Origin of the sequence: Pseudomonas sp. AU11447, from assembly GCF_001672555.2 — a bacterium.
Taxonomy (GTDB): domain Bacteria; phylum Pseudomonadota; class Gammaproteobacteria; order Pseudomonadales; family Pseudomonadaceae; genus Pseudomonas; species Pseudomonas nitroreducens.
In genome coordinates, this window is the sequence record NZ_LZDG02000051.1 from 40,349 (window position 1) to 64,918 (window position 24,570).

At 66.0% G+C, this 24,570-nt stretch carries 20 protein-coding genes and 1 pseudogene; 8 read left to right on the forward strand and 13 right to left on the reverse strand.

Annotation, left to right across the window (positions count from 1 at the left end; genetic code table 11):
- Positions 1-223 precede the first annotated feature (223 nt).
- From A6723_RS19815 to A6723_RS19835, 6 genes and pseudogenes are all read left to right on the forward strand, one after another.
- Positions 224-913, forward strand: coding sequence for an ABC transporter permease (locus A6723_RS19815; protein ID WP_054889690.1), 690 nt, complete (start codon positions 224-226; stop codon positions 911-913).
- On the forward strand, positions 910-1,608 hold the full coding sequence (locus A6723_RS19820; protein WP_054889689.1) for an ABC transporter permease: 699 nt from the start codon (positions 910-912) through the stop codon (positions 1,606-1,608). Before A6723_RS19815 ends, A6723_RS19820 begins: the two co-directional genes overlap by 4 nt.
- Positions 1,609-1,627: 19 nt before the next feature.
- A pseudogene (locus A6723_RS32465) lies at positions 1,628-1,717 on the forward strand (hypothetical protein); the annotation flags it as partial.
- A gap of 18 nt (positions 1,718-1,735) precedes the next feature.
- On the forward strand, positions 1,736-2,500 hold the full coding sequence (locus tag A6723_RS19825; protein WP_054889688.1) for an ABC transporter ATP-binding protein: 765 nt from the start codon (positions 1,736-1,738) through the stop codon (positions 2,498-2,500).
- Positions 2,501-3,023: 523 nt separating this feature from the next.
- Positions 3,024-4,178, forward strand: a complete 1,155-nt coding sequence (locus A6723_RS19830; protein WP_083192889.1) for a DUF1254 domain-containing protein — start codon at positions 3,024-3,026, stop codon at positions 4,176-4,178.
- Between the two features lie 352 nt (positions 4,179-4,530).
- Positions 4,531-5,754: a chloride channel protein gene (locus tag A6723_RS19835; RefSeq protein ID WP_371914067.1), complete on the forward strand. Its 1,224-nt coding sequence runs from the start codon at positions 4,531-4,533 to the stop codon at positions 5,752-5,754.
- A gap of 2 nt (positions 5,755-5,756) precedes the next feature.
- Here A6723_RS19835 and A6723_RS19840 read toward each other — a convergent pair whose 3' ends face one another.
- The 5 genes from A6723_RS19840 to A6723_RS19860 form a co-directional block, all read right to left on the reverse strand.
- Positions 5,757-7,730 carry a choline BCCT transporter BetT gene (locus A6723_RS19840; protein WP_054907964.1) on the reverse strand — a complete coding sequence of 658 codons (1,974 nt, stop codon included), beginning with the start codon at positions 7,728-7,730 and terminating at the stop codon, positions 5,757-5,759.
- Positions 7,731-7,876: 146 nt separating this feature from the next.
- Positions 7,877-8,410 (reverse strand): membrane integrity-associated transporter subunit PqiC, encoded by a 534-nt coding sequence (locus A6723_RS19845; RefSeq protein WP_054907963.1) that lies wholly within the window; start codon positions 8,408-8,410, stop codon positions 7,877-7,879.
- A 24-nt stretch (positions 8,411-8,434) separates the two neighbouring features.
- Positions 8,435-10,075, reverse strand: coding sequence for an intermembrane transport protein PqiB (locus tag A6723_RS19850; RefSeq protein WP_054907962.1), 1,641 nt, complete (start codon positions 10,073-10,075; stop codon positions 8,435-8,437).
- Entirely contained in the window at positions 10,056-10,691 is a 636-nt protein-coding gene (locus A6723_RS19855) for a paraquat-inducible protein A (RefSeq protein ID WP_054907961.1), read from the reverse strand. The genes A6723_RS19850 and A6723_RS19855 overlap by 20 nt, the downstream gene beginning before the upstream one ends.
- A complete protein-coding gene (locus A6723_RS19860; protein WP_054907960.1) occupies positions 10,688-11,284 on the reverse strand; it encodes a paraquat-inducible protein A in 597 nt (198 codons plus the stop codon). Before A6723_RS19860 ends, A6723_RS19855 begins: the two co-directional genes overlap by 4 nt.
- 249 nt (positions 11,285-11,533) lie before the next feature.
- Here A6723_RS19860 and aspT point away from each other — a divergent pair, with 249 nt between their 5' ends.
- Both aspT and A6723_RS19870 read left to right on the forward strand, forming a co-directional pair.
- Positions 11,534-13,222 carry an aspartate-alanine antiporter gene (gene aspT, locus A6723_RS19865; protein WP_054907959.1) on the forward strand — a complete coding sequence of 563 codons (1,689 nt, stop codon included), beginning with the start codon at positions 11,534-11,536 and terminating at the stop codon, positions 13,220-13,222.
- A 63-nt stretch (positions 13,223-13,285) separates the two neighbouring features.
- The gene (locus A6723_RS19870; protein WP_054907958.1) at positions 13,286-13,894 is read left to right on the forward strand and encodes a hypothetical protein; all 609 of its coding nucleotides are present in this window, start codon (positions 13,286-13,288) and stop codon (positions 13,892-13,894) included.
- A 21-nt stretch (positions 13,895-13,915) separates the two neighbouring features.
- On the opposite strand, the gene A6723_RS19875 is transcribed toward A6723_RS19870, so the two are convergent.
- The 8 genes from A6723_RS19875 to A6723_RS19910 form a co-directional block, all read right to left on the reverse strand.
- Positions 13,916-16,426 carry a fused MFS/spermidine synthase gene (locus A6723_RS19875; RefSeq protein WP_256233668.1) on the reverse strand — a complete coding sequence of 837 codons (2,511 nt, stop codon included), beginning with the start codon at positions 16,424-16,426 and terminating at the stop codon, positions 13,916-13,918.
- 124 nt (positions 16,427-16,550) lie between these two features.
- Positions 16,551-18,125: an arylsulfatase gene (locus tag A6723_RS19880; RefSeq protein WP_054907956.1), complete on the reverse strand. Its 1,575-nt coding sequence runs from the start codon at positions 18,123-18,125 to the stop codon at positions 16,551-16,553.
- Between the two features lie 107 nt (positions 18,126-18,232).
- Positions 18,233-19,228: an HAD family phosphatase gene (locus A6723_RS19885; RefSeq protein ID WP_054907955.1), complete on the reverse strand. Its 996-nt coding sequence runs from the start codon at positions 19,226-19,228 to the stop codon at positions 18,233-18,235.
- Between the two features lie 14 nt (positions 19,229-19,242).
- A complete protein-coding gene (locus A6723_RS19890) occupies positions 19,243-20,565 on the reverse strand; it encodes a BatD family protein (protein ID WP_054907954.1) in 1,323 nt (440 codons plus the stop codon).
- Positions 20,562-22,136 carry a VWA domain-containing protein gene (locus A6723_RS19895; protein ID WP_054907953.1) on the reverse strand — a complete coding sequence of 525 codons (1,575 nt, stop codon included), beginning with the start codon at positions 22,134-22,136 and terminating at the stop codon, positions 20,562-20,564. Before A6723_RS19895 ends, A6723_RS19890 begins: the two co-directional genes overlap by 4 nt.
- Entirely contained in the window at positions 22,136-23,143 is a 1,008-nt protein-coding gene (locus tag A6723_RS19900) for a VWA domain-containing protein (protein WP_054907952.1), read from the reverse strand. Before A6723_RS19900 ends, A6723_RS19895 begins: the two co-directional genes overlap by 1 nt.
- Positions 23,130-23,627, reverse strand: coding sequence for a DUF4381 domain-containing protein (locus A6723_RS19905; protein WP_054907951.1), 498 nt, complete (start codon positions 23,625-23,627; stop codon positions 23,130-23,132). The genes A6723_RS19900 and A6723_RS19905 overlap by 14 nt, the downstream gene beginning before the upstream one ends.
- On the reverse strand, positions 23,624-24,565 hold the full coding sequence (locus A6723_RS19910; RefSeq protein ID WP_054907950.1) for a DUF58 domain-containing protein: 942 nt from the start codon (positions 24,563-24,565) through the stop codon (positions 23,624-23,626). The genes A6723_RS19905 and A6723_RS19910 overlap by 4 nt, the downstream gene beginning before the upstream one ends.
- Between the last annotated feature and the right edge of the window lie 5 nt (positions 24,566-24,570).

Below are 24,570 nucleotides of genomic sequence, written 5' to 3' on the forward strand. Positions count from 1 at the left end.
CCCATCAATAGCAGGCAGAGAGCGCTTCGGCAGAGTTGCTGACTGCCATTCGACAAGGTGACAGCGCGAACGCTGCGCGCTTCGTTGCCTCCATCGATTCCAAGCGATCCAACGGCAAACAACCGCTAGTGATTACTCATCTGTAACCCAGGCGCCTCTGGAGCAGAGACGCATTCTCTCTTTTTCTACGCGCCTACTGGCGCATCGCATGAGGAACCTGATCATGCTCAACGGCTATGGCTCAACCATTCTCGATGGTGCCTGGCTCACCCTGTTGCTGGCCGTCACTTCCATTACCTTGGCGGTGATCCTCGGCCTGATTGGGGCGGCTTTCCGGCTTTCGCCGGTCAAGTGGCTGGCCCTGCTGGGCGAGGCCTACGCCACCGTGATTCGCGGCATTCCTGACCTGGTGCTGATTCTCCTGATCTTCTACGGCGGCCAGCAACTGGTGAACGTCGTGGCGCCGATGGTCGGCTACGAGGACTACATCGACCTGGATCCGTTCTGGTCCGGTGTCTTCACCCTTGGCTTCATCTTCGGGGCCTACCTGTCCGAGACCTTCCGGGGCGCCTTCATGGCGATCCCGAAGGGGCAGGGCGAGGCCGGCCTGGCCTACGGCATGAGCGGGACCAAGGTGTTCTTCCGCATCCTGGTGCCGCAGATGATCCGCCTGGCGATTCCCGGCTTCACCAACAACTGGCTGGTGATGACCAAGGCCACCGCGCTGATCTCGGTGGTCGGCCTGCAGGACATGATGTTCAAGGCCAAGAGCGCAGCGGACGCGACCCGTGAACCCTTCACCTTCTACCTCGCGGTTGCCGCGCTCTACCTGGTGCTGACCAGCATTTCCCTGCTGGCCCTGCGCTACATGGAGCGTCGCTACTCCGCTGGCATCAAGGCGGCTGAACTATGATCTTCGACTACAACCTGATCTGGGAGAACCTGCCGCTCTACTTCGGCGGCGTGCTGGTAACTCTCAAGCTGCTGGCGATTTCCCTGGCGCTGGGCCTGGCCGCGGCCGTGCCGCTGGCGCTGATGCGGGTGTCCGAGCAGCCCTGGGTGAACTTCCCGGCCTGGCTCTACACCTATGTGATCCGCGGCACCCCGATGCTGGTGCAGCTGTTTCTCATCTACTACGGCCTGGCCCAGTTCGAGGCGGTGCGCGAGAGTGTGCTGTGGCCCTACCTGTCCAACGCGACCTTCTGCGCCTGCCTGGCCTTCGCGATCAACACCAGCGCCTATACCGCCGAGATCCTGGCCGGCAGCATCAAAGCCACGCCCCATGGCGAGATCGAGGCGGCGAAGGCCATGGGCATGTCCCGCGCCAAGCTCTATCGCCGCATCCTGCTGCCGTCGGCCCTGCGCCGCGCCCTGCCGCAGTACAGCAACGAAGTGATCATGATGCTGCACACCACCAGCCTGGCGTCCATCGTCACCCTGATCGACATCACCGGCGCCGCGCGTACCGTGAACTCGCAGTACTACCTGCCGTTCGAGGCCTTCATCACCGCCGGTGCGTTCTACCTGTGCCTGACCTTCATCCTGGTGCGCCTGTTCAAGGCCGCCGAGCGTCGCTACCTGGCCTACCTGGCACCACGCCAGGCCTGACGCCATGCGGCGTATCGGCGAGGAGACGCGTTTCGCACAACCCGGACAGTGGCTGGCCAAGGTGGCCAGCCGAGAACTCATTCGTCAGGGATGGCTGCTCAGCGACTGACATCACGAGATCACCCCAATGTACAAACTCGAAATCGGCAATCTGCACAAATGCTATGGTAGCCACGAAGTGCTCAAGGGCGTGTCCCTGGCGGCCAAGGCGGGCGACGTCATCAGCATCATTGGCTCGAGCGGCTCGGGCAAGAGTACCTTCCTGCGCTGCATCAACATGCTGGAGCAGCCCCACGGAGGCTCCATCAAGCTCAACAACGAAGAACTCAAGCTGGTGGCCAACAAGGGCGGCGGCCTGAAGGCGGCCGATCCCAAGCAGCTGCAGCGCATGCGCTCGCGCCTGGCCATGGTGTTCCAGCACTTCAACCTGTGGTCGCACATGAGCGCCCTGGAAAACGTGATCGAAGCACCGGTGCATGTGCTCGGCGTACCGAAGAAGGAAGCCATCGAGAAGGCCGAGCACTACCTGGCCAAGGTGGGTGTGGCGCACCGCAAGGACGCCTACCCGGCACACATGTCCGGCGGCGAGCAGCAGCGTGTGGCCATCGCCCGCGCCCTTGCGATGGAGCCGGAGGTGATGCTGTTCGACGAGCCCACCTCGGCCCTCGACCCGGAGCTAGTGGGGGAGGTGCTCAAGGTGATGAAGGACCTTGCCGTAGAAGGCCGCACCATGGTCGTGGTCACCCACGAAATGGGCTTCGCCCGCGAGGTGTCCAACCAACTGATCTTCCTGCATAAGGGGCTGGTAGAGGAAAACGGATGTCCGAAAGAAGTGTTGGGAAATCCGCGTTCCGGGCGTTTGCAGCAATTTCTTGCCGGGAGCTTGAAGTAACTTCGGGCCAGCCTTTCAGGCTGCGCTAAAACCAGCTTGCCGGAGGATCGTCGGCAAGCTGGCTCCGGCCAAAGGCCGTGCATGAGGGGCATGACGTATACGCTGGCGGTGCCGCAGTTCTGCATTGTTGGCCTCGGATACACTACCGCCAGACTCATGCAGGCCTGCCAAGTCAGACGTCTGGTACGACCAGCCCCGGCTTACGGCTGATCTAATGAAAACAATGGTCGGCAGGCAACAGGCGCACTTGGGCAACTGAGCGCTAGCAGCGAATGCAAAAATGCGGCTGGCTGATCAGATCTACGCGGCTATTTCGTTGCCAAGCACGAGGCTAATTGAGGCAGAAAAATGATCCGCTACGGTATGGACATGGTTAGGCCATTGCGAGTGAAAACGGGTTATCTCTATGGACAGTGAGCAGTTACGACCGAATCAGCGGCCCGTCTATCCGTGAAGCGATGTCCATAGGGTGTTTACTTTCCTTTAGGTCGATGAGGCGTACAAGTTCTTCTATGAAACGGCGGTGAAGACCCACACGCCGCTCAACCGCTTCCAGAACATCCGCCACCTGGCCGACGACACCTACACCGACCACCCGACCATCAACAACGACACGCTGCACCTGATGGGCTGGCTGGACGTCGCCGCCGAACCGGTGATCGTCACCGTTCCGGACATGGACAAGGGCCGCTACTGGATCCTCCACACCATGGACATGGGCCACTACACGGTGACCATGCTCGGCTCGCGCACCCGCGAGACCAAGGGCGGCCACTTCATGTTCGCCGCGCAGGACTGGAAGGGTGAAGTGCCGGGCAGCGTCGACGAGGTGATCCGCGTCGACTCCAACCTGGTCAAGCTGATGGGACGGATCATGGCCACCAGCCCGGAGGACACCAAGGTGGCCCTCAAGTACATGGACGACTGGAACGTCCGGACCCTGTCGGCCTACCTGGGTGAGCCCGGCCCCAAGGAAAAGCAGCGCCACTACCTGGACCCTGCGAAGACCAACTGGCTGCAACGGGTCAACTTCGTATTGTGCGATGGCAGCATGGGCAAGGCCGACCAGAAGTGGCTGAGCCAGTACAAGGACATCGGCCTTGAGCCGTGCAAGGAAAACTTCAGCAAGGAGCAACTGGCCGCCGCGAAGAAGGGCGAAGAACTGGGCACGAAGCACATCAAGGAGATCGCCACGACCCTCCAGGACTCCAGCAAGTCGCTGGGGACCCGCGAGCAATTGGGCGACGGCGCGCGCGACCTGTTCGCCGTGGGCACCTACGTTGGCCAATGGGGCCTGCCGCCCGAGGAAAGCATGTACCTCAAGGCGGGAGTCGGCAGCGATGGCAAGCCCATCAACGGCGCCAACGGCAAGTCCTACCGCATCACCTTCAAGGCCCCGGATGTCAGCCAGTTCTGGTCCTTCACCGTCTACGGCAACGACAACCGCTTCATGGCGCATAACGACATCAACCGCCACAGCCGTGGCGATCGCACGCTGAAGCCGGATGCCGACGGCAACTACACCATCGAACTCAGCGCCAAGGGCGACGCCAACAACCCGAACTACCTGCCCATTCCGGAGAAGGACTCCTACATCATCATGCGGCTGTACGGCCCGAGCAAAGCAGTGCAGCAAGGCAGCTACAAGTTCCCCGCTGTCGAAGTCGCCAAGCCGTGACCGGCAGTCCCGTCCTTTCCTCGCGGAAGGGACGGGACACTGACCCACCATCCACCGGGCCGGCGTTCTGTGCACGCAATCTGCAGCACTGGAGCCGGCCTCGGCCTGAATCAGCGCCTGGCGTCCTTGCCACAGGCCGGGCCGGCCTGCAGACGCCCGACTTCCCCTGATCGGCGCCAGCGGACCATACTCAACGTCTCACTCCCGAGACCTCTGCCGGCCAATGTCCGACTCTGATCTTCAAGTTGAACCCGATGCGCAAAGCGTTTCCGCCGCGAGCAAGCGCACGCGGCGACTGCTTCGCTCGCGCTGGCTGAAATGGCGGCAGCACCTCGCGTTCTGGGTCGGCGCCCTGCTGGTGGGGCTGGTGGCCCTGGCTTTTGCCTGGCTGGCGGATCGCTCCTTCGGCTTGTTCCAGCGGATGCTGCAGGTATCCCCATGGTTGCCGCTGCTGGCGACGCCGCTGGGTTTTGCGCTGCTGGCCTGGATCACCCAGCGCTGGTTCGTGAACTCGAAAGGCAGTGGCATCCCGCAGGTGATTGCCGCGCTGGAATCGCCATCGCGACGATTCCGTGCACAGGTGCTCGCCCTGCCGGTGGCGCTGGTGCGGATGCTGTTCACCCTCGGCGCCCTGCTGGTCGGTGGCTCGGTCGGCCGTGAGGGGCCGACCGTGCACGTGGGTGCCGCGGTGATCTACGCCTTCGGTACGCGCCTGGGCCTCCACGGCCGACGCACCGTGGCAGGGCTGATCCTGGCGGGCGGCGCAGCCGGTATCGCGGCGGCTTTCAATACGCCCCTTGCCGGGGTGGTTTTCGCCATCGAGGAGTTGAGCCGCACCTACGAGCAGCGCTTCAGCGGCCTGGTGCTGACCGCCGTGCTGATCGGCGGCGTGGTCACCCTGGGCCTGATGGGGCACTACTCCTACTTTGGCGACATCAGCGGCGGGTTGCCCACGGGCTGGGGCTGGAGCGAAGTGCCCGCCTGCGCGCTGCTGGGCGGCGTGCTCGGTGGGCTCTACGTGAAGCTGGTACTGCCGGCGCAGCACGGCTGGATCGGCCGGATGTGCGCCGTGCGGGAGCGCTTCCCGGTGCGCTTCGCTGCTGTCTGCGGGCTAGCGCTGGCGCTGCTCGGCGTGATTTCCGGCAACCACGTGTTCGGCACCGGCTACGAGGAAACCCGCGCCCTGCTCAACGGCAACCCGGTGACCGACGCCAGCTTCCTGCTCTGGAAGTTCCTCGCCAACGTGGTGTCGTACCTGGCCGGAATCCCTGGCGGCCTGTTCTCGCCGTCATTGAGTGTCGGCGCAGGGTTCGCGCCCGTGCTCTCCCTGCTGCCGGGCGTCAACCCGCAGACCTGCGCGCTGCTCGGCATGGGCGCCTATCTGGCGGGCGTCACGCGCTCGCCATTGACTGCCTCGGTGATCGTGCTGGAGCTTTCCCACAGCCCGGACCTGGCCATTCCCATGCTCGCCGCCACGCTGCTGGCCGCGGCCATCTCCGGCTGGATAGCGCCGGTTTCGCTCTACCATGCCCTGGCCCGGCAGATTCTCGACAAGGTGGCGCCGAACAAGCCCTGAGTTCAGCGCACGACGTGGAGGTAATGCAGGTGCCGCTCGTACTGGTCAAGGATGTCGGAGATCACGTCGTCGCGGTTCCACCCCATCACGTCGTAATCCTGCCCGCCTTCGCGCAGGTGAACCTCGGCGCGGAAGTACTTGCGCGCCTCGGTGCCCTCGTCTTCATCCAGCAGAACGAAGCTGGGGCTGGTGAAGGCCCGCGGGCGGACTTCATAGAGGAAATGGCCCTCCCCCGGCTGCGCCAGCTCCAGGGCCACGCGGCCATCTTCGCGCTCCAGCACCTGCACGTCATGGCCTTGCTTGCGCAACTCGGCGGCCACTTCCTCGCAAGCCGGGCGCACGACCTCGGCAATGAAGCGGGTCACATGGGCACGCCGGGGGCGCATGGCAATACTGCGCAGGCGCCGCTGCCAACCGCCTTCGTGGTGTGGCGCATGCCGCGGCGCAGGTAGCGACTGGTGGCGCAGGCCGCGTCGCGTGGCATCCAGGTGCAGCGCGCGGAACAGCCCCCAGATGGACGCCAGCAGGATCGCCGAGAACGGCAGCGCACTGGCGATGGTCGCTGTCTGCAGGGCCTTCAGCCCGTTCGCCAGCAGCAATGCCACCGCCACCACGCCAATGCTCACCGACCAGAAGATGCGCTGCCACAACGGCGAGTGGGAGTGCCCCGATGAAGCAAGCATGTCCACCACCAGCGCCCCGGAGTCTGCCGAGGTGACGAAGAACACCACCACCATCAGCACCGCCACCATCGACACCACGCTGGATAGCGGGAAGTGCTCGAGGAAGGCGAACAGCGCCAGGGAACTGTCCTGGTCGACGACCGCCGCCAGTGTGGTCACGCCCTCGTTGAGGATCATGTGGATCGCCGAATCGCCGAACACGGTCATCCACAGCAGGGTGAAGCCGGCCGGGACGAAGAGCACGCCGCAGACGAATTCGCGGATGGTCCGCCCGCGCGAGATGCGTGCGATGAACAGCCCCACGAAAGGCGACCAGGACAGCCACCAGCCCCAGTACAGCAGGGTCCAGCCGCCAATCCAGTCGGTCGGCTCGTAGGCATAGAGGTTGAAGGTCTTGTTGACGATGTCCGAGAGGTAGGCACCGGTGTTCTGCACGTAGGTCTGCAGCAGGAACACGGTCGGGCCGAGCAGCAGCACGAACAGCATGAGGATCACCGCCAGCGCCAGGTTCAGCTCGGAAAGGATGCGGATGCCCTTGTCCAGGCCGCTGGCCACCGAGAGTGTCGCCAGGGCGCAGGTCGCGGCGATCAGGATGATCTGCACGGTCGCATTCACCGGCAGGCCGAACAGGTGGTGGAAGCCGCTGTTGATCTGCAGCACGCCATAGCCGAGCGAGGTGGCGACGCCGAATACCGTGCCGAGGATGGCGAAGATGTCCACTGCATGGCCGATCGGGCCGTAGATGCGCTCGCCGATCAGCGGATACAGCGCCGAGCGCAACGTCAGCGGCAGGCCCTTGCGGAAGCTGAAGTAGGCCAGGATCAGCCCGACGATGGCGTAGATCGCCCAGGCATGCAGGCCCCAGTGGAAGAAGGTGATCTTCATCGCTTCGCGAGCCGCGGTGACCGTCCCCGCCTCGCCCACCGGCGGGCTGGTGAAGTGCATCACCGGTTCAGCTACGCCGAAGAACATCAGGCCGATGCCCATGCCGGCGGAGAACAACATGGCGAACCAGCTGCTGCTGCGATATTCGGGCTCGCTGTGATCAGGCCCGAGCTTGATGTCGCCGTAGCGACTGACCGCGAGGAACACCACGCTGATCAGGATCAGCGCCACCGCGAGGATGTAGAACCAGCTGGCGTTGGTGAAGATCCACTGCTGGATGTGTTCGAACTGCGTCTGGGCCTGGCTCTTGAAGAGGACGGCGTAGAGCACCAGCAGCAGGATCAGCGCCGCGCTGGTATAGAAAACCGGAGGGTTCAGGGTTGTCCTTGGCTTGCCGGATGAGCTCATCGGGAAGGTTTCTCCTGTGCAACGACATCGCGCGCACCAACCTGCAAGCCACGGCGTGCGTGGTGGCACGCCGGTCCAAGGGTATCGCGTTCAGTATTCGTAAAGTATCGATAGGCGCCCGGCCCGGCGCCGTCCGGCCCCAAGCATCAAGGACAACGCGTGCCGCCATTGGCGTTCGCTTGCGCCACCAGTGCGGCGAACTTGCGCACATTGGCCTGGTGCGCGACCACCAGCCCGTCCACGGTATCGTTGGCGGCCGTCTGCAGGCTGCTGCGGCAGGTCAGTGGTTTGTTCGCGCCGGGCCGCTGCAGGCGCCACCGGGCATCGAGCAGCGCGTACTGGCCCGGCACCGAATCGAAGCGCTGCACCTCCACGCGCAGCCGCGCAGCCCCTGGCCCCGGAGCACCGAGCTGGTCCTCCAGGGCATTGCGGAACTCGTCCACCAGGTTGGCGCCCCACCACTCGGTTTCCAGGATCGACAGCCCGCTGCCGCCCTGGCGGACGACAATCTGCGAGCGATCGACCTGCGGCGGCATCTCCACCCGTTCGACGCGTACCTGGCCGCTGGCGGGGCTGCCCGGCTGTGCGGGAACCAGCGTGTGGTAGTGGATCGGAGCGCTGCTGCAGCCCGACAACACGGGGAACAGTGCGGCCAGGAGCAGCATGGGCAGCTTCGGCATCTGAAGTCTCTCCTTGTACGCGAATCAGGGCTGCAGGTTGTCGGCGTTGGCGTTCTTCGGACGACCACGGATCAAGGATTCCGGGTGGCGCCCGAGGTAGTCGGACAGGTCACGCAACGAGCGCGACATGCGGTCCAGCTCATCCAGGGTGTCGCTGAGCTTTTCCCGTTGCGGCGAGTTCTCGCCCAGCGCCGAGTTGGCCGTGGCGAGCGTGGTGCGCACCTCATCGAGCGTCCGGGTGACGCCCGGCAAAGTCTGCGTATTGAACTGCTTGAGGCTGCCCTGCAACTCACGCAGGTTGCCGTCGAGGTTGTTGGCGATGCGCTCCAGCGGCAGCTTGCCGATGCGGTCGACCACCGCCTGCAACTGTTCCTGGAGTTTCGCCAGGCTGCTGGGCACCGTCGGGATGCGCAGCGGCCGCGCGCTGGCATCGAAGGCCACCGGCTTGGCGTCCGGATAGAAGTCCAGCGAGATATACAACTGCCCGGTCAGCAGGTTGCCGCTGCGCGCCTGGGCACGCATGCCGTGCTCGACGAAGCTGCCGATCACGCGGGTGACGCCGCCCTGGTCGCCCACGCTGCTGTTGAAGACCTTGAGCATCTTCTGGTGCACGGGCCCCAGGCGCTGCGGGTAGATCACCGCATCGACCACCACCGGGAAAATCTGCAGCTTCTCGTCGTAATCCAGCTGGATGTTGGTGACCTTGCCGAACTCGACACCCATGAACTCCACGGGCGCGCCCACGCTCAGGCCGCGCATCGACTGGTCGAAGCGCAGGCGCAGGTACTGCGGCAGGCCGGTGGGCGGAGCCAGGGCATTGTCGCGGTCGACGTAGAGGTCGAAGGCTTCGTTGTCCTGGGCGGCGGCCGTCTCCTCGCTTCCCTCGGGCGTGCCGAAGGCCAGCCCGCCGACCAACAGCGCGGACAGCGATTCGGTGTTCACCTTCAGGCCGTTGGCGCTGACGTTGACGTCGACGCCACTGGCATTCCAGAACCGGGTGTTCTGGGTCACGAAGGCATCGTTGGGCGACTCGACGAAGATGCCCAGGTCCACGCCCTTGCCATCGCTGCGCAAGGCGTAGGAAGTCACCTGGCCCACTGGAATCTTGCGGTAGTAGATGGGCGAGCCGATATCCAGCGAGCCCAGGTCGTCGGCGCGCAGGACGAAGCTCTTGCCCTTCTCCCCGTAAGTGATCGGCGGCGGCAGCTCCAGGCCGGTGAAGCGCTTCTTCGGCGCACTCGATTCACCGGCGTCGGCACCGATGAAATTGCCCGACAACAGCGTGTCGACGCCGGTCACGCCGCCAGCGCCGATGCGCGGACGCACAACCCAGAATTTCGCACCCTCGGTGGCGAAGGATTCGGCCTCCTTGTTCAGCTTGACGCTGGCGGTGACGCTCTTCTTGTCCTTGGCCAGCTCGACGCCTTCGACCTCGCCGATCACCACGCTGCGGTACTTCACCTGGGTCTTGTGCGCGACCAGGCCCTCCCCCGTCCGGAAGGAGATCTCGATGGTCGGCCCCTGCTCCATCCAGTTGCGCACGATGAGCGAAGCGCCTACCAGCAGCGCCACGATCGGCACGATCCAGACCAGCGATACATTCCAGCGCCGCGTGCGTACCTGCGGCTGTCCGGGGGCGGCGTGCTTAGGGGTGTCCTGCTCCATCGATCGGATCTCCGTCGTCCCAGATATGTCGTGGATCGAAACTCATGGCGGAAAGCATGGTGAGGACCACCACCATGCCGAAGAACAGGATGCCGGCGCGCGGCTCGATGGTGCCCAGTTCATGCATCTGCACCAGGGCCGCCACCAGCGCGACGACCATCACGTCGAGCATCGACCAGTAGCCGATCAGCTCGACGAAGCGGTACAGCTGCGAACGCTGCCGACGTGCCCAGTTGCTGCGGCGCTGGGCAGTCCAGAGCAGCAGCCCGAGGGAGAAGAACTTGATCGCCGGCACGCCGATACTGGCAATGAAGATGATCAGCGCGATGTCCCAGGCGCCGCTTTCCCAGAACTCCAGCACCCCGCCACCGATGGTGCTGTCGATGCCCTGGCCGAGCATCTCGGTATGCATGACCGGCAACAGGTTGGCCGGCACGTAGAAGATCAGCGCCGCCACCAGGTACGCCCAGCCGCGGGTGATGGCATCGGCCTTGCGCTGGTGCAAGGGGGCGCCACAGCGTTGGCAATGATGGCCGCCGCTGCGCGTATCACAGGCGGCGCCGCAGCCGTGGCAAAGGCACAGGTTCAGGTGAGCGGCGAGCGGGGGCGTATTCATATCCGCTCCCAGAGATCGCGGATGTCCTTGCCGGCGATGTAGATGATCAGCACGCTCAGCGCGGCCATCGCCAGCAGGCCGATACCGGGTATCACATCGAGCAGGCCGGCCAGCTTGATCACCGCGACCATGGTGCCCAGCAGGCAGACCTCCAGCATGCTCCAGGGGCGCAACGACTCCAGCCAGCGCATGCACCCGGCGAAGGCCGGCGCGCGGCGGCCGGCCAGGGCGAAGCCGAGCACCCAGATCAGCAGCGCTACCTGCAGCGCCGGCGCGAGGATGATGGCCAGTGCTGTCACCAGTGCGATGAAGGTGATGGGGCCGCTGCTCAGGATCATCACCGCGTCCCACAGCGTCGCCGAATTGCTCAGGCCCTGCATGCTGATGGTCATCACCGGGTAGCTGTTGGCGAAGGCCAGCAGCACCGCGCCGGTCAGCGCCAGCGCCAGGCGTTGTTGTACTGACAGTGAGTTGTGCCGATGCAGTACCCCGCCGCAGCGCACGCACAGTGCACGCTGGTGTCGCTGCAGCGGCTGGCGTTCGTACACCGCATCGCAGTACTCACAGATGATCAGGTCGCTGGCTGCTGCCATGGGCGCTCTCGTGGTGAGCCGGCGCACGGCGCCGGCCAGGGAAATCGCTATCCACGACGAGAGCCTGGGCACAGGCTCTGGAGCGATCCACATGAAGTCTGCACAAGACTAGTCGAGGATTTTCGATGGTGGGGGTCGCGCGGCGAAATCGCACTAAAGAGAAACTCGTTCCACACTCCACTGCATAACGGCAGCTCGGCATTCACCGTCCATACTGCACGGACGCCACTTCGACAGGGAGCCGCGTCGATGCTCGATTTTTTCCTCCACGCCTTGCGCGCCAACCCCGAGATTGCGGTGTTCCTGGCGATCTCCCTGGGGGTTCTGCTGGGGCGGATACAGATCGGCAGCTTTCACCTGGGCTCGGTCGCCGGCGCGCTGCTGATGGGCCTGCTGATCGGGCAGATCGGCCTGGAAGTGCCCCATGAGCTGAAGTCGGTGTTCTTTGCGCTGTTCATCTATGCCGTCGGTTTCAAGAGCGGCCCGGAGTTCTTCGGCAGCCTCAATCGCGGCACCCTGAAGCTGGTACTGCTTTCCGTAGTGCTCTGCGCCACTGCCCTGGGCGTCATCCTCGGCATGTATCACCTGTTCCACTTCGACGCCGGCTTCACCGCCGGCCTGGGCGCGGGAGCGCTGACCGACACGGCGATAATGGGCACCGCCAGCAGCGCCATTTCCCAGCTGGCCATCGACGATGCCGCCAAGAGCCAGCTCAATAGCCACATGGCGGTGGCCTATGCCATTACCTACCTGTTCGGCACCATCGGCCTGATCGTCTTCGTCGGCAGCATCGCGCCGAAGCTGCTGCGCGTCGACCTGCGCCAGAGCGCGCGCGAGCTGGAACGGGAGCTGGGCATCGAGCGCGAAGAGAACGCCATCAGCATTCCCTACACCCGTATCGTCGTCCGTGCCCATCGTGCCCAGTCGGCGGCAGCGATCGGCCAGCGCATCGCCGATGTCGAGGCGCGGCACGCCGCGCTGAGCGTGGAGCGGGTCATCCGTGGCGGTCAGATTCTCGAGCGCGACCCGCAATTGCGCCTGGAGAGCGGCGACATCCTCGGCGTCTACGCCCTGCGCGAAGCCGTGGCCGACCTCAACGACTGGATCGGCCCGGAAATCGACAACCCCGACAGCATGTCCTTCGCCACCCGCGATGCCGATATCGTCCTGACCTCGCCCCGGCTGGCAGGCAAGACCATCCACCAGATCAAGACGCTGCTGGTCGGCGCCGACCGAATGGGCTGCTACATCCGCTCCATCACCCGGCAAGGCCTGGAGCTACCGCTGCTGCCCGACACCGTGCTGCGCCGTGGCGACGTCATCACCCTGGTCGGCCGCACGGCCAGCGTCGAGGCGCTGGCCGCGCAGATCGGCCGCGTCCGGGCGAACAACTACAAGAGCGATATCGCCATCCATACCCTGGGCATGGTCGTGGGGTCGCTGGTCGGCATGCTCTCCACCCACATCGGCATGATTCCGGTGGAGCTGGGCATCGGTGGCGGCATGCTCCTCGCCGGCCTGCTGATCGGCTGGTACAACTCGCGGCATCCCGAAGTGGGCGCCCTGCCCCCGGCCGCACAATGGGCCTTCTCGGAGTTCGGGCTGACCGCCTTCGGCGCCGTGGTGGGGCTGCTGGCCGGCCCCGCCGCCATCGCCGCGATCCAGAGCCAGGGCGCGGCGCTGCTGCTCTCCGGCGCCCTGGTGACCATCATCCCGCCGCTGGTGACGCTCTACTTCGGCCGCTACGTCCTGGGGCTGCACCCGATGATCCTGTTCGGCGCCCTGGCCGGCGCGCAGACCGAAGCGGCCTCGATGAACAAGATCATCGAGCAGTCCGGCAGCAATACACCGGTCATTGGCTTCACGGTGTGCTACGCCATTTCCAACGTACTGCTGGCGGTGTGCGGTCCGATCATCGTCGCCGTCACGGCGGGCTGAGCCCGCCATCGATTCACCGGCTGCGTTGCGCTGTCGTCGGCCGGCTTCCCCAAGGAGGTCGAAATGCTGAAGTTCATCCGCACCACCATCGCCGGTGGGCTGCTGTTCATCCTGCCGCTGGTACTGGTGTTCGTCCTGGTCGAGAAGGCCATCCACCTGCTCACGCCGCCGGTACAGAAACTCCTCCCGCTGTTCACCGGTTTCACCGCGCTGGGTGTCACGGAGATCACCCTGGCCTGCATCGTCCTGCTCGCCCTGCTGTGCTTCCTCGCCGGGCTGCTGGCCAGGACCCGCGCAGCCAGCGCGGCGCTGCAGACGCTGGAGGACCGGCTGCTGAGCAACCTGCCGGGCTACCCGCTGCTCAAGGACGCCGCCGCACGTTTCACCGGGATGGATGACGTGGGGGCGGCGAAGGTCGGCCTGGTGAGCGAGGACGTCGGTTTTCGCTTCGCGCTGATCTTCGAGGAGCGCGACGACTGGCTGCTCGTCTACCTGCCGGATGGCGGACCAGCCGGCGGCACCGCCGGTGAAGTACGGATGGTTCCCGCCAGTTCGGTGCGCATCACCGATATCCCCTGGCTGCCCCTGCTGGGTTGCCTGCGCCGGGGCGGGCTCGGCGCCCTGGAGCTGGCCGCCCGGCACATGGGCGAGGATGGCAGCCCGCAGCCCTGACGCGGGCCACGCGCCGGGGGCTCAGCGCTCGCCGAGGAACCAGCGGTAGTAGGGATTGTCGCCGTCCTCCCGGACCACCTGCCGCGCCTCTCGGGCCCAGGCCTGGCGGTCGCCGCGATAGGCACTCAGGCTCATGTCGTAGAAGCGCCGCAGCCTTGCCCAGTTATCGTCTACCGAGGCGCGAACCGATGGCACGGCGTTCTCCAGGGGCGGTGCGGTGCGCAGGGCCAGCAACGTCGGCAGGACACGGGCAATTTCCTTCGAGCGAACCCAGGGCGCGTACTCGATGCGCGGCTGGTCGTCGGTCACCGGCGCCGCATCGCCGGCGTACCGCACCAGGCCATCGCGATCGGTCACCCAGGTGGCGAGCAGTGCTTCGACCGAATCGATGCCGACCTCGCTCAAGGCCTGGGCCACGTCGGGCTGCTCGAAGCGCGCGCGGATACGCGTCACATCCAGGTGCAGGGGCCGCAGCGAGCCAACCAGGAGCATTTCGTGGAACTCGGTCGTCCAGAGCGTGGCATTGGGGAAGACATCGATGAAGCTGCGCACCAGCGAGCGGCTTTCCTCATCGTTCTGCGTCGGCAGCGGCAACCACTGGGCGACTATGCCGTCCTCCTCCAGCCGCGACGCCGCCAGCTCATAGAAGTCCCGCGAGTACAGGTTGACCACCCCGGCAGCCGAGGGCGGTGGCGGTTCGAGCGTGATCATGTCGTAGCGTTCGGCGCTGCGCAGCAGCTCACGCCGACCATCGCGCAGGCGGATATCCAGGCGCGGGTCGTGGATCGCATCGAAGTTGCCTTTGAAGCGAGGGGCGGCGGCCAGTACCTCGGGCAGCAACTCGGCCACCACCGGGTGCTGCAGGTCGCGATAACGCAGCATCGCGCCTGCGGTAATGCCCGTGCCGAAACCGATGACCAACGCAGAACGCGGCTCGCCGTTATGGATCAGTAGCGGCAACAGCGCTTGCAGTCGCATGTAGCGCAGCGACGGCATGGCATCGCCGGTGTTGGAAACGCCCTGGATGTAGAGACGGCTGAAACGGTTGTCGCCCCGGCCCTGCTCGATCACCGCCACCGTGCCGCCGCGGCCCTCGGCATAGAAGCTGATCTGGCCGTTGCGCGCCCCCGGCATCAGCTGCGCGAGGTGCTGCGCTGGCGTCAGCGCGCCGATGGCCAGCGTCAGGACCGCGACCATGGCGACGCCAATGCGCAGGACCTTGCCCACGCCCTCCCCCCGCCAGACTGCCAGCAGGCCGATGAGCGCAGCCAAAGCTCCGAGGACCGCCAGGGTGCGTACCAGGCCGATCCCCGGCACCAGGACGAAACCGGTCAGCATCACGCCGACGATGCCGCCCAGGGTATTGAGCGCCACCACCACGCCCACATCGCGGCCCACGTGCCGCTGGTCCACCGCCAAGCGCAGGGCGATGGGGAACGCCGCCCCCAGCAGGGTCGTCGGCAGGAACACCACGCACAGCGCGGCCACGGCGAAGCGCGCGCACATGCCCGCCAGTTCGCTGCCACCGGCCTGCAGCACCAGCCATTCGGCGCGGGTCTGCAAGCCGACCAGCCAGCTACCCAGCCCGGCGACCTGCAGGATGGCCAGCAACCCGGCCGCTGCGATGAGCAGGCCGAACAGGCCCCAGGGGTCGCGAAGGCGGTCCGCGCGCCGGGCATACAGGGCGCTGCCCAGCACCAGGCCGCAAAGATAGGTGGCCAGCACCACGGCGAAGGCAAAGGTCCGGGTGCTCATGAACTGGACGATGGATTGCGTCCAGACCACCTCGTAACCCAGCGCGACGCCACCCGCCACGCAGTAAAGGGTGATGGCCAGGCGCGCCGCCTTGCTGCGCGGAGCGGCCAGCGATTCACCTGCGATCACTGGCGTGGCGGCCTCGCGCCGCAGCGTCAGCGCGCCTGCGGCAGCAATCAGATTGAACACAGCCGCCGCAAAGGCGCTCGCCAGCACGCCAAGCATCGGCAGGAAGACGAACGCCGCCATCAGCGTACCGGCGATGGCGCCGGCGGTATTGGCAGCGTACAGACCGCCGCCCGTGCGGCCCATCTGCCCGTCGGCGGGCTCCACGGCGCGCACCAGCACCGGCAGCGTGCCGCCCATGAAGAATGCCGGCACGCCCACCAGCACCAACGGCAGCGCCCAGGCCAGGATGCCGAAGGCTTCCTCCAGAAATGCGAAGGCGCTGGCGGCATTGGCCAGCGCCACGGTAGACGCAACGGCCAGCAGCGCCACCAGGACCTCCAGCGCCGCATAGAGTCGCAGCGGCCGCGCCAGCCGATCGGCGAGCCGCCCGAACGCCAGTCCTCCCAGCGCCAGCCCGGCGAAGAAGGCGCTGATCGCCGTGGTCACGGCATACACCTCCACACCGACCACCAGCGACAACTGCTTCACCCACAGCACCTGGAACACCAGCGCCGCACCGCCGGAAGCAAACAGCAGCAGAGCCGGCATCCACATGGCCAGCCGGCGCGGAACGCCAACGGCAGCCTGTCTGGCGGGGCGAGCATTCATGGTCGACGAACTGACAGGTGACGGCATCGAGACAACCTTGTCGAACAGAAGAATCCCCGCGACAGCACAGCTGTCGCGGGGATCGAGGTGGGCAATGCCAGAGCGCTGCCCAATGCGTGGATCACTACTTGCTGCCCTGCTTCATCTTCGCTTCGATCTTCGCGTCCACATCCTTGCGAATCTGATCGATGCTGAAGCTGGCCGGGCGCTGGCTCGGCGGGTAATCGACGAACGTCTGCAGGAAGGCTGCGGCCTTGCGAGTGCCCTGGAAGATCAGGTAGTCGTTCTTGGTCAGCCAGTCGTAGTACTGGTCCGACACCACGTCCGCCCGCTCGTAGGGGTCCATCCGCAGGTTGAACAGCTTGGGTACCCGCAGGCAGGTGAACGGCTCGCTCCAGACTTTCAGCCCGCCCGGTGCACGCTGCTCGCACCAGACGATCTTCCAGTCACCGAAGCGCATGCCCACCAGCTCGGCGTCGTCGTTGAAGTAGTAGAACTCGTTTCGCGCACCCTTGTCGGTCTTGCCGGTCAGGTAGTCGAGCTGGTTGTAGCCATCCAGGTGCACCTTGAAGTTCTTGCCACCGATATCGGCGCCCTTGAGCAGGCGGTCCTTGATGTCGGTGTCACCGATGGCGGCCAGCAGCGTCGGGAACCAGTCCAGCCCGGAGAACATCTGGGTGGACACGCTGCCCGGCTTGACGTGGTTCGGCCAGCGGATCATCGCCGGTACACGGTAGGCGCCTTCCCAGTTGGAGTTCTTCTCGTTGCGGAACGGGGTCGTTGCCGCATCCGGCCAGGACCACTGGTTCGGCCCGTTGTCGGTGGTGTAGATGACGATGGTGTTGTCGGCGATCTTCAGGTCATCCACCGCCTTGAGCAGTTTGCCGACGTCGCCGTCGTGCTCGATCATGCCATCCGCGTACTCGTTGCCCGGCATGCCGCTCTGCCCTTGCATGGACTCGCGCACGTGGGTGAAGGCGTGCATGCGCGTGGTGTTCATCCAGACGAAGAACGGCTTGTCGGCCTTGACCTGCTTGTCGATGAAGTTGATGGCGGCCTGGGTGGTGTCGTCGTCGATGGTCTCCATGCGCTTGCTGTTCAGCGCACCGGTGTCCTCGATCTTGCCGTCGGCGGTGGCCTTGAGCACGCCGCGCGGCGAGGCGGCCTTGACGAAGTCCGGGTCGTCCTTGGGCCAGTACGGGCGCTCGGGCTCTTCTTCGGCATTGAGGTGGTACAGGTTGCCAAAGAATTCGTCGAAGCCGTGCTTGGTCGGCAGGTACTCGTCCTTGTCGCCCAGGTGGTTCTTGCCGAACTGGCCGGTGGCATAGCCGTGGGCCTTGAGCGCCTGGGCGATGGTGACGTCGCGGTCCTGCAGGCCGACCGGGACGCCCGGCATGCCCACCTTCGACAGCCCGGTACGCAGGATCGACTGCCCGGTGATAAAGGTCGAACGCCCCGCGGTGCAGCTGTTCTCCGCGTAGTAGTCGGTGAACATCATGCCTTCCTTGGCGATGCGATCGATGTTCGGCGTCTGGTAGCCGACCACTCCGAACGAATAGGCGCTGATATTGGTCTGGCCGATATCGTCGCCGAAGATCACCAGGATGTTCGGCTTGTCAGCAGCGCTGGCAACCGTACACCCCACTATCGCGGTCGCCGCGAGGGCGAACTGCGATAACCATCTTCCCGTGCGCTTCATTGTTGTCTCTCCATTCCAGTTACTCATCGTTTGCCACGACTGCGTCACTGGAGATACCGACTGCTCGACTGGAGATCCCCATGCCCCTGCGGTTTCACTTGTTGGTCTTACTGATCAAACGGGTAGATCCGCTTCCATTCCTTTGCCATGTCCACTACCACCCAGTCCTTGCTCTTCGCCTCATCGAGCGCCTTGTCCAGGCGCCCGACCTTGCTCTCCCGGTCATAGGCCCACTCCCGCCCGGCATCGGTGTGGTGCACCAGGCCGGCGAAGCGTAGACCCTTGCCGGCGGTCGTCCACTGCAGCATCTGCAGGTCGCCGTCGGAGTTGCCGAAGGCCAGGATCGGCCGGCGGCCGATGATGCTGTCGATGCTCTCCGGCTTGCCGGGGCCGTCGTCGTTGTGCACCAGTTTGGGCAGGCGCTGGATCGACAACTTGCCGTCGCGGTCCTCGAAGCGGCTGCCCAGGGTGGTGCCGATCACCTGCTCCGGCGCAATGCCATAGACCTCTTCGGCGAAGGCGCGCATGAACGCCACTTCGCCGCCAGAGACGATGTAGGTCTTGAAGCCGTTGGCCCGCAGGTAGCCCAGCAGCTCCAGCATCGGCTGGAACACCATCTCGGTGTAGGGCCGCTGGCTGCGCGGGTGCTTGGCGCTGGCGAGCCAGCGGCGGGCGTTGGCGATGAAATCTTCGGTGCTCATGCCCGAATGGGTAGCGGCGACTATCTCCAGGATGCCGTTCATGCCGCTGGCGGCGAGGGTCTTCTGGTCGCCTTCGAGCACCGCCTTGAACGGCTGCTTCTGCTTCCACTCCGGATGCTGCGGCGCCTGCCGCTTCACCTCGTCCAGGGCGAAGAGCACCTGGAAGTACATCGGCTGCTCGCTCCACAACGTACCGTCGTTATCGAACACGGCGATGCGTTCGGCCGGCGGCACGAAGTCCTTGCCGCCCTCGTGGGTCACGGCCTCGACGAACTCGATGATCGCCTGCCGCGACGGCCCTTCGTTCCACGATGGCAACGCGTCCGCCGCCTGAACCAGCAGCGGCAGGCAGAGCAGCAGGAGCATCCAGCGGGCAATCGGTCGCGCGAGGTACGAAGGCATGTCACATCCCTGGATCACGGATTCAAAGGCTTGAGGGCATGGGCCGGCAGGCTCGTCGGCTTGCCGTGGCCCATCTCCCGGTGGATTTCCGGCAACGCCTGTATCAGTTGGGCGGGCGCGCTACGCGCCTGCGCATCGGCCCGGCCGTAACGGGCCCTGAGAAACGCTAGCAAAGAATTGCCGGGCTTGACGGAACCATCAGGCACTGCCGTGCTTAATTCACGACACCCGGTTGTCCGCCGCAGCCACAGGTACAGCGCACCAAGCTGCGGCGGGTCGCCCTTGAGCTGGGAGCGAACCTGGCGCCAGGCGTAGCCAGGCGACTCGCGCCATGCCTGGCGGCGGCGTTCGATGGCATTCATCACGCCGGTACGCAACGGCGCGCCCCACGCATGCGCGGCGTAACCCGCGCCCACCAGAACCGCCAGTAACACGGCCAGCAGCAACCAGTGACGGGCGATACGCAATTGGGCATGGCGCCCCAGTTCGCGCAGGTCGTCGCTGATGGAGAAAGGCGCCTTGTAGACGGCCGCAGCCTGGGCCGACAGCTCCAGCGCAGGGACCGAAACAGTACGTTGCTCCCCGCTGTCCGCCGCCCACCAGTGCAACTCGATGGGCGGCAACTGGAAATCACCGGCCTGGCTGACCACGTAGGTGACCGCATCCATGCGCTCACCGCCGCTGCTGCCGCCACGCCCATCGCTCAAGGCCTGCACCGTCGGGGGCTGCACGTAGCGGCGCAGCCCCTTCACCTCGGCGAAGTCCGGCGCGGGGATCAGCATGGCCTGGGCGTTTTCCGCGGTGATGTGCAGGCTGCGGGTCACGCTGTCGCCCACCCGCAGTGGCTCGTGGGAAGCCGTGAGCTGCTGGGTGATCAGCACCTGGCTGGCGACCAGGCGCTGACCGCCTTCGGCAGCAACGCCCGCGGGGGCCTTGGCGGTGAAGTGCAGCGGCTGGCTGGTGATCTTCACCGGACCGCTGCCCTGCCCTGGCTGCACCTGGATATCCAGCGCAGGCAGCGTGAACTCCCCGGCATTCTGCGGGGTGATCTGGTAGCCGTAGCGCAGGCCGAAGAACGGCTTCCCGGCGATCTTCTCGTTGAGGTGGGCAGCCTCGCTGCTCGGCTCGGAGACCACCGCGCCGGCGACCTTCAGCACGGGTAGCTGCGGCGGCTGGGCGAACCAGGTGTCCACCAGCAGATCGACCTGCAGCGTGAGCGTCCCACCGACCAGCACCGAATCGCCCGGCAGCAGCTGGGTACGGACCTTCACCTCCGGCTCGGCGGCCAGCCCCAGCAAAGGCCAGCACAGCAACAGGCAGAGCAGCGCGCGCCTCATGATCCCGCCCCCGTCGCCGCATCCAGCAGCAGGAACTTGCGGCGCAGGAACTGTGCCGGCGAGGTGCTCAGGTTGTTCAGCCACTGCTCGTCCGAGTCGGCCTTGGCGCGTGCGCGGGGCACGCTCTTGCCCTTGCCGGCGGTATTGTCGAAGACCTCCTGGTCGGGCTTCTCGTCGGGCGGGCCGGCTTCCTGCTGGTCTTCGCGGTCCTTCTGCAGGGCCAGCGCCAGGGCGAGGTTGGCGGTGGCGGCTGGAAAGTCCGCCTGGCGCTGCAGCGCCTGACGATAAGCGTCGATGGCCTGATCGAACTTCGACAGGCGCACATAGGTATTGCCCAGGTAGAAGTACGCCTCGGACGAATCCAGCCGGGCGAAACTGCTCAGGGCCAGCGGGTAGTCTGCGGCGCGATACGCGGCCAGCCCCTTCCAGAATGGATCACGGAAATGCGCAGCCGCCTGCGGATAATGGCCGTGCTCGAAAGCCCAGCGCCCCTGCTGGTCCGCCGTAAAAAAGGCATCGGCCAGCGCGCCGGCACGCGCCGGTTCCGGGGCACCACTCAGCCCGACGGCGAGCAACAGTGCGCTCATCCAGTGCACCTTCCAGCCCTTGCGTACACTCACCAGCGCCAGCAGCAGCAACGGCCAGCACAGCCAATAACCGGCATCCTTCCAATGCAGCTGCTGCTCGTCACCCTGGGCGGCCTGGAAGTGTTGCTGGGCGTGCAGTTCGATCCAGTCCAGGTCGTCATCTCCCAGGGTCAGGCTGCCCAGCGGCGCATCCGCCGCCTCCGCGAGGCCCTTCAAGGCGTCCGAGTCGAAGCTGGCCAACAAGGGGCGGCCGGCGGCGTCCTGCTGGCCACCGTCGAGCAAGCCGCCATCCTGGCTGCCTACAGCGAGCACCAGCACTTGCAGATCACTGCCGCGCAGGGCTTTGTCGATGGCGTCGAACTGCTGCTGGTCGGCGCCATCGGTCAGCAATACCAGGGTACCCGGCGACTGCTCGGCCGCCAGGAGGCGCTTGGCGATCTCGATGGCACCCAGCGCGTCCTTGCCGCTGCGCTGGATAAGGCCGGGGGACAGCGCCTGCAGGAAGCTGTCGAGCAAGCCGCCATCGTTGGTGGCGGGCAGCACCAGGTGTGCGCTGCCGGCATAGGCGATAAGCGCCGTCGGGCTGCCCGGCCGCCGCACGATGAGGTCGTGGAGCTTGTGCTTCACCGCCTCGATGCGTGACGGCGGAACATCGCTGGCGGCCATGGAGGGCGACAGGTCCACCGCCAGTATCAGCGGCGCACGGTTCTCCAGGAAGGCCGGGCGGTCCTGCTCCCAGGTCGGCCCGGCCGCCGCCACGCCGCCTAGCACCAGCACGGCGCCAAGCAGCTGCACCGGGCGCACACGCTGGCGGTCGGCGGGTGTGATCACCAGGTGCTCCAGCAGATGGGGCGCAATGATGCCATCGAGGCGGCGGGCCAGATCGTGACGCCGGCTCCATAGCAGCGGCAGCAGCACTCCCGGCAACAGGAGCAGCAACCACCACGGCCGCAGGAAGTGGAAGGCACTGAAGTCGATGTCCATCAGCCCTCCACTTCCCGGCTGGCGCGCGAATCGCCTGGCACGGCCAATCGTCCGGCGATGGCCGCCAACAGGTGCGACAGCACCAGCAATGCCAACGCAGCGCCAAGCGGCATCCAGAACAGGTCGCGCTTGGGCTGGTGGCTGAGGGTCTTCACCTGGTGTGGCGTGATCTGGTCCAGCGTCGCGTAGACGGCCTTCAGTGCCTCGCGGTCGCCGGCTCGGAAGTAGCGCCCGCCGGTGCTGTGGGCGATATCCTGCAACGTCTTCAGGTCCACCTTCGACTCGCCGCTGGCCGCGGGGTCGCCAATGCCGATGGTGTGCACCACCACGCCGCGCTCATGGGCCATGGCCGCCGCGTGGCTGGGCGTGATGGCGCTGGCAGTATCGTTGCCGTCGGTGAGCAGGATCAGCACCTTTTCCTGCTCCGGCGCGTCCTTGAGCAGCTTGAGCGTCAGGCCGATGGCGTCGCCCAGGGCGGTGTTCGGCCCCGCCATGCCGATGCCGACTTCGTCCAGCAACATCAACAGGCTGGCGTGGTCCAGCGTCGGCGGCGCCTGGGCGAAGGCGCCGGTGCCGAAGACGATCAGGCCGATACGGTCATCCTTGCGCTCGCCGATGAAGTCGCGCACCACGCCCTTGACGATGCTCAGGCGGTCCACTCGCTGGCCACCGGCATCAAGGTAATCGTTGGTCTCCATGGACTGCGAGATATCGATGGCCAGCATCAGGTCACGGATCGGCTGCACCCGTTCGATGGGTTTCTCCACCAAGACCGGACGCGCGCACGCCACCAGCACCAGCACCCACACCAGCAGGTTCAGGGGGAGTTGCCAGCGCCCACCGGCGGCTCCGCCGCGGCTGGGTTCCTGCCCCACGGCGCGGCTCATGGCGGCGAAGAACGGCACCCGCAAGGCGCTGCGCGATTCCCGGTAGGCCGGCAGGTAGCGCCAGGCGAGCCAGGGCAACGGCAGCAGGAGCAGCAGCCAGGGCAGGTCAAACTGCCACATGGTGCACCTCGATCCATTCCCGGCAGACCGCCAGCAGGGCCTGCGTCTCCTGCTCGTCCAGCGCCTGGACGCGCTCATCCGGCGCATAGGCCAGCATGGCCAGCCGCTGATCCAGATCAGCCGGCAGCTGCGCCGGGCTGCGGCCTTGCAGATAGCTGCGCCAGGCGCTGCCACCCAGCGCCGCCGTGGCTTCGCCACCGGGCATCGACAGTGCCACACGCTTGAGCAGCGAAGGCAGCTGGCGCAGCGCGGCTAGTCGACGTTGCGGGTCCGCCAGGGCCGTACCCAGGTCATCCAGGAGCAGCAGCGCCTCGCGCCGATAGCGGTCGCGCCGCCATCGCCGGTAGCGCCATAGCGCCCAAACGGCCAAGGCCGCCACGAGCAGCAGGGCAAGTACCGCCCAGGCCCAGGTCTGCGGCCAGTAGCTGACCAGCGTCGGTGGCGCCGGCAGTTCCTGGAGCTGGTCGATGCGCGGAGTGCTCATCGCGCCAGGCGCCCCAGCTCGCCGCGCAGTTGCTCCAGGCTGTCGCGGCCGCTGCTGAACATCATCAAGGGCACCTGGCTGCGGCGCAGCAGGGTCGCCACGTCCTTCAGGCGGCCGGATAGGAACTCGCCCAGCGGCCGGTGCACCTGTCGCCGGCCAACCTCCAGCTCCACCTGCAGCTCGCCCTGGGTCACGGTCACGCGGCCGCGATCCGGCAGGCGCAGGGCAAGTGGATCGAATACCTGCAAGGCCAGCACGTCGTTATGCGAGCTCAGCTGCCGCAACAGCTGCAGCGTCTGGTCGGTCACGCCGGCAAAGTCACTGATGATCACCACCAGGCTGTCGTGCCCCGCTACCCCCAGGCATTGGCGCAGCGCCCGGTCGAGCTGGCCGGGTGCATCGTCGTCGCTGCGGGTGGCTTGCAGTGCATGGTTGTGCCGCACGATGGCCGCGCACAGCGCCTCGACTCTGGCCCGGCTGCGCAAGGGGCGGATGTACTCGATCTGGCGGTCGCCGAACACCAGGCCGCCGACCCGGTCACCCGCCTGCAGAGCCATCCAGGCGCCGAGCGCGGCAATCTCCGCAGCGGTCACGGACTTGAAGCTGCGCTTGGAGCCGAAATACATGCTCATGCGCTGGTCCACCAGCAGCAGCGTGGGGCGGTCGCGCTCCTCGGTATAGCTGCGCACGAAGGGCTTGCCGTAGCGCAGCGAGGCGCGCCAGTCCAGATGACGCAGGTCGTCGCCAGGGTTGTACTGCCGCAGTTCGTCAAAGCTCAGCCCCCGGCCGCGCAGGCGCGCCGCGTGGCTGCCGGAAAGGATGCTGGACAACGGTTGCCGCGACAGGAAGCTCAGGCCGCGCACGCGATGTTCCAGCAGCATCAGCTGGTCCAGCGAGGCGTAGACGAAACCATCGGCGACCGGCTGCTGATCCGCCATCGACG

Coding starts and splice junctions, on each gene's coding strand:
- A6723_RS19820 (WP_054889689.1), top strand. CDS start 910: ATGATCTTCGACTACAACCTGATCTGGGAGAACCTGCCGCTCTACTTC.
- A6723_RS19885 (WP_054907955.1), bottom strand. CDS start 19,228: ATGCCTTCGTACCTCGCGCGACCGATTGCCCGCTGGATGCTCCTGCTG.
- A6723_RS19880 (WP_054907956.1), bottom strand. CDS start 18,125: ATGAAGCGCACGGGAAGATGGTTATCGCAGTTCGCCCTCGCGGCGACC.
- A6723_RS19815 (WP_054889690.1), top strand. CDS start 224: ATGCTCAACGGCTATGGCTCAACCATTCTCGATGGTGCCTGGCTCACC.
- A6723_RS19855 (WP_054907961.1), bottom strand. CDS start 10,691: ATGAATACGCCCCCGCTCGCCGCTCACCTGAACCTGTGCCTTTGCCAC.
- A6723_RS19910 (WP_054907950.1), bottom strand. CDS start 24,565: ATGGCGGATCAGCAGCCGGTCGCCGATGGTTTCGTCTACGCCTCGCTG.
- A6723_RS19895 (WP_054907953.1), bottom strand. CDS start 22,136: ATGGACATCGACTTCAGTGCCTTCCACTTCCTGCGGCCGTGGTGGTTG.
- A6723_RS19850 (WP_054907962.1), bottom strand. CDS start 10,075: ATGGAGCAGGACACCCCTAAGCACGCCGCCCCCGGACAGCCGCAGGTA.
- A6723_RS19890 (WP_054907954.1), bottom strand. CDS start 20,565: ATGAGGCGCGCGCTGCTCTGCCTGTTGCTGTGCTGGCCTTTGCTGGGG.
- A6723_RS19825 (WP_054889688.1), top strand. CDS start 1,736: ATGTACAAACTCGAAATCGGCAATCTGCACAAATGCTATGGTAGCCAC.
- A6723_RS19840 (WP_054907964.1), bottom strand. CDS start 7,730: ATGAGCTCATCCGGCAAGCCAAGGACAACCCTGAACCCTCCGGTTTTC.
- A6723_RS19870 (WP_054907958.1), top strand. CDS start 13,286: ATGCTGAAGTTCATCCGCACCACCATCGCCGGTGGGCTGCTGTTCATC.
- A6723_RS19900 (WP_054907952.1), bottom strand. CDS start 23,143: ATGTGGCAGTTTGACCTGCCCTGGCTGCTGCTCCTGCTGCCGTTGCCC.
- A6723_RS19860 (WP_054907960.1), bottom strand. CDS start 11,284: ATGGCAGCAGCCAGCGACCTGATCATCTGTGAGTACTGCGATGCGGTG.
- aspT (WP_054907959.1), top strand. CDS start 11,534: ATGCTCGATTTTTTCCTCCACGCCTTGCGCGCCAACCCCGAGATTGCG.
- A6723_RS19875 (WP_256233668.1), bottom strand. CDS start 16,426: ATGAATGCTCGCCCCGCCAGACAGGCTGCCGTTGGCGTTCCGCGCCGG.
- A6723_RS19845 (WP_054907963.1), bottom strand. CDS start 8,410: ATGCCGAAGCTGCCCATGCTGCTCCTGGCCGCACTGTTCCCCGTGTTG.
- A6723_RS19905 (WP_054907951.1), bottom strand. CDS start 23,627: ATGAGCACTCCGCGCATCGACCAGCTCCAGGAACTGCCGGCGCCACCG.